8 protein-coding genes are annotated in these 9,634 nt (G+C 69.0%); all 8 read right to left on the reverse strand.

Annotated features, from left to right (window positions below; genetic code table 11):
- On the reverse strand, positions 1–384 hold a 384-nt coding region (locus ELR45_RS38820; protein WP_420813938.1), incomplete at its 3' end, for an amidase family protein.
- 253 nt (positions 385–637) lie between these two features.
- A complete protein-coding gene (uca, locus tag ELR45_RS23375; RefSeq protein ID WP_129668502.1) occupies positions 638–4,261 on the reverse strand; it encodes an urea carboxylase in 3,624 nt (1,207 codons plus the stop codon).
- A 12-nt stretch (positions 4,262–4,273) separates the two neighbouring features.
- Positions 4,274–4,966, reverse strand: a complete 693-nt coding sequence (locus ELR45_RS23380; RefSeq protein ID WP_129668503.1) for a GntR family transcriptional regulator — start codon at positions 4,964–4,966, stop codon at positions 4,274–4,276.
- Positions 4,967–4,998: 32 nt separating this feature from the next.
- A complete protein-coding gene (urtE, locus tag ELR45_RS23385) occupies positions 4,999–5,691 on the reverse strand; it encodes an urea ABC transporter ATP-binding subunit UrtE (protein WP_129668504.1) in 693 nt (230 codons plus the stop codon).
- A complete protein-coding gene (gene urtD / locus ELR45_RS23390; RefSeq protein ID WP_129668505.1) occupies positions 5,684–6,484 on the reverse strand; it encodes an urea ABC transporter ATP-binding protein UrtD in 801 nt (266 codons plus the stop codon). The genes urtE and urtD overlap by 8 nt, the downstream gene beginning before the upstream one ends.
- Positions 6,481–7,608 (reverse strand): urea ABC transporter permease subunit UrtC, encoded by a 1,128-nt coding sequence (urtC, locus tag ELR45_RS23395; RefSeq protein ID WP_129668506.1) that lies wholly within the window; start codon positions 7,606–7,608, stop codon positions 6,481–6,483. The genes urtD and urtC overlap by 4 nt, the downstream gene beginning before the upstream one ends.
- Positions 7,605–8,489: an urea ABC transporter permease subunit UrtB gene (urtB, locus tag ELR45_RS23400; RefSeq protein WP_129668507.1), complete on the reverse strand. Its 885-nt coding sequence runs from the start codon at positions 8,487–8,489 to the stop codon at positions 7,605–7,607. The genes urtC and urtB overlap by 4 nt, the downstream gene beginning before the upstream one ends.
- A 12-nt stretch (positions 8,490–8,501) precedes the next feature.
- Positions 8,502–9,634 (reverse strand): urea ABC transporter substrate-binding protein (gene urtA, locus ELR45_RS23405; RefSeq protein ID WP_205857120.1); only part of this gene is annotated, 1,133 nt, incomplete at its 5' end.

The raw sequence follows: 9,634 nt of genomic DNA on the forward strand, positions 1-9,634 counted from the left end.
GCCGCGGACCGCGCCGTACGGGCTGCGGGTGCCCACCAGCCCGGTCGCGAACTGGTCCAGGTTGGTCTTCCCGAGCAGCAGGGCTCCCGCGTCGAGCAGCCTCTGGACAGCAGTGGCAGTGCGCTCCGGCTGGTAAGCGAAGTCCGGGCAGCCCGCCGTCGTCGGCAGCCCGGCGACGTCGATGTTGTCCTTGACGGCGAACACGGCACCGGCCAGCGGCAAGTCCGTGTCTTCCCGCACCGCCGCATCGACCCGCTCAGCCTCGCCCAGCACGTCGTCCATCGGGCGCAACGTGATCCACGCCTCCGGCCGGTCGACCTCGGCGATCCTGTCGTACGCCCGCCGCACCCGCCCCCGCGCCGTCCACCTGCTATCGCTCATCATCTCCTCTTTCCTCGCCGTACCCCATGATCCACGGAACACTGGCCTGTTGCCTGGAACCCGACGCAGACTTCAGTCTCAATATCGAGGGTTCCGTCGCCTGGCGAGCATGAGCGGAACCGGAAGGTAGAGAAGGGCCGGAGCGCTTCTTCGACTGATCTTCGGGCGGCGGCAAGCCCACTCGACCGGCCCACCAAACCACCCGCCGGCCGCGTGAGAAGGAGAAGAAATCTCCGGCCCCACCCAAACGCAACCACTACGTGCTCGCCAATACGACGAGGGGTGCCCCTCCCGGTACCTGGTCGCCTGGCGCGGCAAGTGTCCGCACGACGCGGCCCGCCATCGGCGCGGTCACCGGAACCTCGAGCTTCATCGCCTCCAGCGTCGCCACCGGCTGACCCGCCTCCACGAGCTGACCGGCCTCGACCTCCATTCGCCAGACCGTCGCGGCCATCGGAGCCTCCACCATGCTCTCACCGTCGGCCAAAGCGACGTCCCGCCGCGACCCGAAATCGACGACGCCGGCACCGTCGTCCCGGTCGAACTCGCCGGCGGCCTCCCATGCCTGCCGCTCCGCCTCGAACGCGGCTGACTGGCGGGAGGCGAACGCGGAGATCGACTCAGCGTTGTCGGCCAGCAACCGCTGGTAGTCGGCGTACGCAAACGATCCCGCGCGCACATCGAGCTCGTGCCGGCCGGAGAGGAAGTCCGGCCGGATCTGCGCCAGCTCTTCCGAGCTCACCGGCTCCCAGACGATCCGGTCGAAGAAGCGCAGCAGCCACGGTACGCCCGGCTCGTAGAGGCCGTGCTGGCGCAGCCCGGACCAGATCGGCACCGTCCGGCCGACCAGCTGATACCCGCCCGGGCTCGCCATCCCGTACACACACATGTACGAGCCGCCGATCCCCACAGTGGCGTCGGCCGTCCAGGTGCGCGCCGGGTTGTACTTGGTGGTCACCAGGCGGTGCCGCGGGTCGATCGGCACCGCCATCGGCGCGCCGAGGTAGACGTCGCCCAGCCCCAGCACCAGGTACTGCGCGTCGAAGACGATCCGGCGCACGTCGTCCACCGTGCCCAGTCCGTTGATCCGTCGGATGAACTCGATGTTGGACGGGTTGAACAGCGCGTCGTCGCGCACGTTCGTGGTGTAGCGGGCGATCGCCTCGTCCACCACCGGGTCGTTCCAGGACAGCGGCAGGTGGATCTCCCGGCTCGGCACCACCAGTTCGTCGGTGGCCGGAAGCTCACGTTCGATCTCCTGGAGCATCCCGGTCAACCGGGGCACGCTGAGCACGTCAGGATCAGTGTGCAGGTGCAGCGACCGCACGCCTGGGGTGACGTCGACCAGACCGGGTACTTTCCGTGCGTGCAGCTCGGACGCCAGTGCGTGGACCCGCATGCGCAGCCCGAGGTCAAGGGTCATGGGGCCGTACTCGACAAGGATGTTGTCGTCGCCGCCACGCCGATAGGTGACGACCGGCCGATCGCCGCCTCCGTCGATCTGCGTTAAGACCCCGTCATCGCGAGCGGCGTCGGCCGGCGTCACTCCATGATCATGAACAGTTTCCGTGCTATTTGAACGGTTACTGTTCATGATCATGGCTGGATCGACGGGCCGGAAGGTCACGCGGTCGTCGGGCCGCAGCTGGCCGAGCTTCCACCGGTCGGCGCTGATGACGGTGATGGGGCAGGCGAACCCGCCGAGGCTCGGGCCGTCCGGGCCGAGCAGCGCCGGGGTGTCGCCGGTGAAGTTGACGCTACCGACCGAGTAGGCGTTGTCGTGCAGGTTCGACGGGTGCAGCCCTGCCTCCCCGCCGTCGCTGCGTGACCATTTCGGACGTGGCCCGGTGAGCCTGACGCCGGATCGCCCCGCGTGCACCTGCACGGTCCAGGTGGCCTGGTAGATCGTGGTCATGTCCTGGACGGTGAAGTAGTCGGGCGCGGGCTGCGGTCCGGGCGTGACGGCCACGGTCCAGTCGTGCGCGATCTGTGGGCGCCGGCCGGCGGGCACCGGGCGGGGCGACGGCGCGTCCGTCGGAACCGCCGCGGGGACCAGCACGTCGCCGGTGCGCAGCTCCCGCCCGGTGTACCCGCCGACGCCTCCCTGCGCGAACGTCGCCGCGCTACCGAGGTAGAGCGGCACGTCGAGCCCGCCCTGGAAGAGAACGTAGCTGCGCACACCGGGTCCGTCGGCCTTTCCGACGGCCAGCTCCGCCCCCGCCGGCACCAGAATCGGCTCCCACTGCGGCACCGGGCGGCCGTCCACCGCGACGCGCGCCTCGGCTCCCGTGACACACACCGTCCAGTCGGTGGAGAACCGCAGCACCGGACCATCGAACGTGCATTCCAGGCCTGAGGCGCCCTCGGCATTGCCGAGCGCTGCGTTCCCCAGCCGGAAGGACAGGTCGTCCATCGGCCCGGACGGCGGGACGCCCACCTCCCAGTACCCGACGCGGCCCGGCCAGTCCTGCACCGTCGTCTGCACACCTGGCCGCACGACGTCGATCCTCGGTTCGGAGACGGTCACCGAGGCCAGCGTCCGCGTCGTATGCTCCACGGCGACGACGGCCGGGTCGGCACACACCGAGCGCAGCAGACCGAGGTTGGTGTGTACACCTTCGACCCGGGTGGCCCGCAGCGCGCCGCCCAGCCCATTCAGCGCGGCGTCCCTGGTATCCGCATGGACGAGAACCTTCGCCAGCATCGGGTCGTACACCGGCGGGACGTCGACGCCGGGTTCGATCCAGGTATCCACGCGCACCTCCCGGCCGTCTGCGCGACCGGTCGCCGGCAAGGTGACGTGCGTCAGCGTTCCGGCGCTGGGCAGGTAGTCACGGTGCGGGTCCTCGGCGTAGACGCGGGCCTCGACGGCGTGGCCGTGGCGGTCCGGCCCGGTCTCACCAAGCCCATCCAGCATCGTGCGATCGCCCTGGGCGAGCCGGATCATCCACTCCACGAGATCGACGCCGGTGATCAGTTCGGTGACGCCGTGTTCCACTTGCAGCCGGGTGTTGACCTCGAGGAAGGACGCCTGCTCACGCTGCGGGTCGTAGATGAACTCGACCGTTCCGGCGGATCGGTAGCTCAACGACGACGCCAGCCGCCGGGCTCCGAGATCCAGCTGCTCGCGGACGGCATCGGGCAGCGCGGGCGCGGGTGCCTCCTCGATCACCTTCTGGTTGCGACGCTGCAGCGAGCAGTCCCGGTCCCCCAGACTCACAACGTGCCCGGTCCCGTCACCGAAGACCTGGACCTCCACGTGGCGGGCGTGCTCGACGAATCGCTCCAGGAAGACGGTCGAGTCGCCGAAGTTCTCCGCCGCCAGCCTGGACACCGTTGCGAAGGCGGAACGTAGCTGGTCGGGCGAGTGGACCGCCTGCATGCCGATGCCTCCACCGCCGCCGGAGGCCTTCAGCATCACCGGATAGCCGATCTCTTCGGCGGCGGCGACCGCCTCGTCCACGGTGAACAGCTCCGCCGAGCCCGGCACCATCGGCACCCCGGCAGCCTGTGCCGCTTTGCGGGCGCGTGCCTTGTCTCCGAAGGTCTCCAGCTGGTCGGGGGTAGGCCCGACGAACGTCAGACCGGCGTCGGCGACGGCGCGGGCGAACGCCGCGTCCTCCGACAGGAACCCGTACCCGGGGTGGATCGCGCCCGCGCCGCTCTCACGTGCGGCAGCGAGGACGGCCTTGGCGTTGCGGTAGCTCTCCGCCGGTGCCGCCGAACCGATCATCACGGCGGTGTCGGCCAGCCTGACGTGCGCCGAGGCTTGATCGGCGTCCGAGTAGACCGCGACGGTGCGCAGCCCCATGCGCTTCGCGGTGGCGATGATGCGGCAGGCGATCTCGCCACGGTTGGCGATGAGGATCGAGTCGAACATGGTGTCTCCCAACTACGGTTGCAGCGCCGCGACCATGCGAGCCGCGGAGACGGCCTGGGCCGCCCGGTCGATGACGACCTCCCGCGATTCATCGATGTGCTTCTTGAGCGCGTCGTACGCGGCGTCCAGCCGCCCGTCGAGGACGAACTCGGCGATGGCGACGTGCTCGGCGATAGTCGCGTCCATCCGGTCCGGAGTGAGGTAGTCGTACATGCGCACAGGCCGGATCTTGCTGTTGACGTTGTGCAGTGCCGCCACGAAGGCCGGGTTCCCGGAGGAGGCCAGCAGCGTCGTGTGGAATCCCTCGTCACGTTCGACGAACCCCGCGTCCGGTGCCGGCGGGCTGTCCCGCAGGCCATGCCAGGAGTCGAGCTCCGGACCGAGGACGTCCCGGTCGTGCCGGGGCGCGGCCCCCTGCATGATCCGCTCGATGCCGCGCAGCTCGAGCGTGAACCGGAGCTCATAGAGCCCGGCCAGTTCCTCGAACCGGGCCCGGTACGGGAAGAGGCCGCCATCGCCGCGCTGGACCAGGCCGTCGGAGACCAGGCGGGCCAAAGCCTCCCGCACCGGTGTGCGGGAGACCTTGTACCGGGTGGCGAGCTTCTCCTCTCCGAGACGTTCCGTCGGCGCGTACGTGCCCGCCATCAGATCGGCCCGCAGCGCGAGATAGACCCGCTCACCCAGTGGAAGGTCGGGCTCCGTCATAAGGTCGGGCTCCGTCATATCGTCTGAAGTCGTCATATCGCCATCGCCTCCCGGACGGCGTGCTCGGCCGCCGCACCGCCGTCACCTTCGGAGGTGATCCGGCCGGACTCCAGGACGTAGTACCGGCCGCAGGCGCGCAGCGCGAACCCGATGTGCTGCTCGACCAACAGCACGCCGAGCCCGCCGCGCCGGGTCAGGTCGAGGATGGTCTGCTCGATCTCCGCCACCACGGAAGGCTGGATCCCTTCGGTCGGCTCGTCGAGGATGAGCATGCGCGGCTCGGTGAGCAGCGCGCGGGCGATCGCCAGCTGCTGGCGCTGACCGCCGGACAACAGTCCTGCCCGCCTGCCCAGCAGGCCCGTCAACGCGGGGAACAAGTCCAGCGACTGAGCCACCAGCTCCCGCCCACGCCGCTTGCCATCCACCACGACTTGCAGATTCTCCAGGGTTGTGAGCTGCGGAAAGCACTGCTGTCCCTGCGGGACGTACGCCAGGCCCCGCTTGACCCGGGCGTTCGGACGCAGGCCGGTGATCTCCTCGCCGTCGAAGGTCACCGTGCCACGGGACACCTTCAGCAGGCCGACGGCCGCCCGCAGCAGGGTTGTCTTCCCGGCTCCGTTATGGCCCATGACCGCCGCGACGCCGTCGGCCGGAACGCGCAGGCTCGCGCCGTGCACCACAGTGGCGCGCCCGTAGCCGGTGTGAACAGCGTCGAGCTCAAGCATGCTGCACCTCCCCGGCGGCCGTGCCGAGATAGACCTCCTGCACCCGGGGGTCGGCCTGCACGTCGGCGATGCTGCCCTCGCTGAGCACTCGCCCCGCGTGCAGCACCGTGACGGAGTCCGCGAACGCCCGCATGAAGTCCATGTCGTGCTCGACGACGAGCACCACCCGGTCCGCGCTGATACGGCGCAGCAGATTCCCGGTGGCCTCCCGCTCCTCCTGGCTCATCCCGGCGACCGGTTCGTCCAGCAGTAGCACCGACGCGTCCTGCACCAGCAGCATGCCGATCTCGAGCCACTGTTTCTGTCCGTGCGCCAGGGTGCCCGCCGGCCGATCCCACAGGTGAGCCAGGCCGATCGTGACCAGGACCTCGTCGAGTCTTGGGGGTACGGCCTTACGCCGCCGCAGCAAGGTCCGCCACGAGCGGCCGGAGCCGGCCGCGATGTCCAGGTTCTGGACCACCGTCAGCTGTTCGAAGACGCTCGCGGTCTGGAAGGTGCGGCCGACGCCCAGCCGGGCGATGGTGTGCACTTTGCGGCCCAGCAGCTCGGTGTCGTCGTCGTGAGCTCCGGACACCCGCCGCCGGACCGAGCCGGTGGCAGGCACCAGACCGGTGACCGCGTCCACCAGAGTTGTCTTGCCGGCACCGTTCGGCCCGATCAGGAACCTCAGGTCGCCCTGCTCCGCAGTCATGCTCACGCCATCGACGGCGGTGAACCCGTCGAAGACGACCGACACGCCCTCGATCACAAGACGCTCGCCGTGCATGTTCTTCGCCGCGTTCGGCTCGCTCATACCGCCACTTCCCTCTGCTCGGGGACCGATTGCCGCCCGCCGTCGCCGGAGCGACGACGCAACGCGCGCACCGCCGTCACAGATGCGAGACCTCGCGGCAGGAATCCGATGATCAGGACGAACATCGCTCCGAGCGCGTAGGTCCACGCCGACGGGAACTGCTCGGAGAAGCTGGACTCGGCCCACGCGACGCCGATGGCGCCCAGTACCGGACCCAACAGCGTCGCGCGGCCGCCGATGGCCACGCCGATCAGGAACGAGATCGACGGGAGGATGCCGATGTCCGCCGGTGAGATGATCCCGACGATCGGCACGAACAACGCTCCGGCGATCCCGGCGAACGCCGCGGCGACCGCGTAGGCCACGACCTTCACGGTGGCCGGGTCGTAGCCGAGGAAGCGGACGCGCTCCTCCTGGTCCCGCACCGCCACCAGCAGCTCGCCGTACCGGCTGTACATCAGCTGCCGGACGATGGCGACGACCGCCAGCAGGGTGCCGGAGGCGATGAAGAACAGCATGGTCCGATTGACCGGATCGTTCAGCGTGAACCCGAAGAACGTGCGGAACCGGTTCAAGCCGTTGCTGCCGCCCAGCTCCTGCCGGCTGACCAGGTAGATGGCGAGCGCCGCGGCGAGCGCCTGGCTGAGGATGGCGAAGTAGGCACCCTTGACCCGCCGTCTGAACACCGCCAGCCCGAGCACCACGGCTACCGCGGCCGGTAGCAGGAGGATGGCGGCGATGGTGAAGACCGGGGACGCGAACGGCGCCCACCATCCGGGAAGCTCCCGGACTCCGGCGATCTCCATGAAGTCCGGCACTGAGCCCGGCCCGCCATAGAGCTCGGCGTCCGCGAGCTTCAGGTGCATGGCCATCATGTAGGCGCCGAGGCCGAAGAAGACTCCCTGCCCGAGGGTGAGCATGCCGCCCCGCCCCCACGCCAGCCCGATGCCGACGGCGACGATCGCGAAGCACAGGAACTTCGCCAGCAGGCCGAGCCGGAAGTCGCTGAGCACTGTCGGCGCCACGGCGAAGAGCAGTACGGCAGCGACCGCGAAGCCGCCCATGGTCCGCCACCGGCCGCCCGGTGCCGCTCGTCGCACGTCGCTCGTCGTGTCGCCACTCATGCCAGGCTCCTTGCTCGGACGCTGAACAGACCCTGCGGACGCAGCTGGAGAAAGCCCACGATCACGACGAACGCGACGACTTTCGCCATGCTCGCCGTGGTGGAGTACTCGACCGCCGACTGCAGGACACCCAGCGCGAAGGCGGCGATGACGGCGCCCCTGAGCTGGCCCAGGCCGCCCGCCACGACAACAAGGAAGGCGTCGACGAGGTAGCTTTGCCCGATGGTCGGGCTCGTGGAACCGATCAGGGTGAGGGCGACGCCCGCCACCCCGGCCAGCCCCGATCCGACGAAGAACGTCATCCGGTCGGTCTGCCGGCTGGAGATCCCGCTGCTCTCGGCGAGGTCGCGGTTCTGCACGACGGCGCGGATACGCCGGCCGGCCGGCAGGTACTTGAGCGCGGCGGCGAGCCCGGCGACGCACGCGGCGGCGAGCAGCAGGATGAAGATCCGCGTCTTCGGCACCACTGCCCCGAAGATCTCGACCCCGCCGGAGAGCCATCCCGGCGCCACCACGTTCACCGCCGGCGCCCCGAAGATGTCCCTGGCCAGCTGCTGGAGGATGAGCCCGACACCGAAGGTGACCAGGAGCGTGTCCAACGGCCGGTGATACAACCGGCGCAGCAGCGTCGCCTCCAAGATCACGCCCATCGCGCCACCCACCACGAACCCCACGGCCAATGAGATGAGCAGCGACGCACCGGTGGCGGAGACCACCTGCTGCACGACGTACGCGGTATAGCAGCCGGCCATGATGAACTCGCCGTGCGCCATGTTGATGACGCCCATCTGCCCGAACGTGAGCGCCAGTCCCAGGGCGGCGAGCAACAGGATGGACCCTGTGCTCATCCCGGTGAAGAGCTGCCCGATCACCACGTCCATCGATCGTGGCCCTCAGCCTTCGGCGTCGTCGACGGACAGACCATCGGCCCAGGAGTACGTCTGAAGGAAGGGATCGGGCTCGATGGCACCATCCGACTCCCAGACCGTGTGGATCAGGCCGTCGTCGCGGATCTCACCGATCCTGGCCGTCTTGACGAGGTGGTTGTTCTCCCCGTCGACGGTCACTGTGCCTTCGGGAGCGTCGACGGCGACCCCGCCGGCGGCCTCCTGGACGTCGGCCACGTCGAACGACTCCGCCGCCTCGACGGACTCCTTCCAGACGTACACCGAGGTGTAGGCCGCCTCCATCGCGTCCGAGGTCACCCGCTCGTCGCCGTACTCATCCTTGAAAGCGCCCACGAACGTCGTGTTCTGGTCCGAGTCGAGGGTCTGGTAGTAGTTCCACGCCGTCAGCTGGCCCTCGATGTTCTCCACGCCGATGCCGCCGACCTCTTCCTCCGCGATCGACACCGACATGACGGGCATGTCGTCGGCGGTAAGGCCGACGTTGGTGTACTCCCGGAAGAAGGCCACGTTCGAGTCGCCGTTCAGGGTGTTGAAGACGGCATCCGCGTCTTCGGTGCGCACCTTGTTGACAATGGTGGAGAAGTCGGTCGAGCCGAGGGGCACGTAGTCCTCGCCCTTGATCTCGATGCCGTGGGCGTCCGCGTAGGCGGTGATGATCGCGTTAGCAGTCCGCGGGAAGACGTAGTCGCTGCCGACCAGGTAGAGGGACTCCACACCTTCCTCGGCCAGGTAGTCGAGGGCGGGGATGATCTGCTGATTGGTGGTCGCGCCCGAGTAGAAGATGTTCGGGGATGCCTCAAGGCCCTCGTACTGCACGGGGTAGTAGAGCAGGGCATCGTGGTTCTCGAAGACCGGGAGCATCGCCTTGCGGCTGGCCGAGGTCCAGCCGCCGAACACCGCGGCCACGCAGTCGTCGCGGATGAGCTTCTCCGCCTTCTCCGCGAACACGGCCGGTTCGGAGGCGCCGTCCTCGGCGACGATCTCGATCTCCTTGCCGAGGACACCGCCGTCGGCGTTGATCTCGTCGACGGCCAGCTTGATGGCATCGCGCACCGTCGTCTCGCTGATGGCCATGGTGCCGGAGAGCGAGTTCAGCGAGCCGACCTCGATCGCTTCGC

Source organism: Phytoactinopolyspora endophytica (genome assembly GCF_004138495.1).
In the GTDB taxonomy this organism is placed as follows: Bacteria; Actinomycetota; Actinomycetes; order Jiangellales; family Jiangellaceae; genus Phytoactinopolyspora; species Phytoactinopolyspora endophytica.

Bases quoted from the DNA above. Each gene is read 5' to 3' on its own strand.
- urtE (WP_129668504.1), bottom strand. From the start codon at position 5,691: ATGCTTGAGCTCGACGCTGTTCACACCGGCTACGGGCGCGCCACTGTG.
- urtC (WP_129668506.1), bottom strand. From the start codon at position 7,608: ATGAGTGGCGACACGACGAGCGACGTGCGACGAGCGGCACCGGGCGGC.
- uca (WP_129668502.1), bottom strand. From the start codon at position 4,261: ATGTTCGACTCGATCCTCATCGCCAACCGTGGCGAGATCGCCTGCCGC.
- ELR45_RS23380 (WP_129668503.1), bottom strand. From the start codon at position 4,966: ATGACGGAGCCCGACCTTCCACTGGGTGAGCGGGTCTATCTCGCGCTG.
- urtB (WP_129668507.1), bottom strand. From the start codon at position 8,489: ATGGACGTGGTGATCGGGCAGCTCTTCACCGGGATGAGCACAGGGTCC.
- urtD (WP_129668505.1), bottom strand. From the start codon at position 6,484: ATGAGCGAGCCGAACGCGGCGAAGAACATGCACGGCGAGCGTCTTGTG.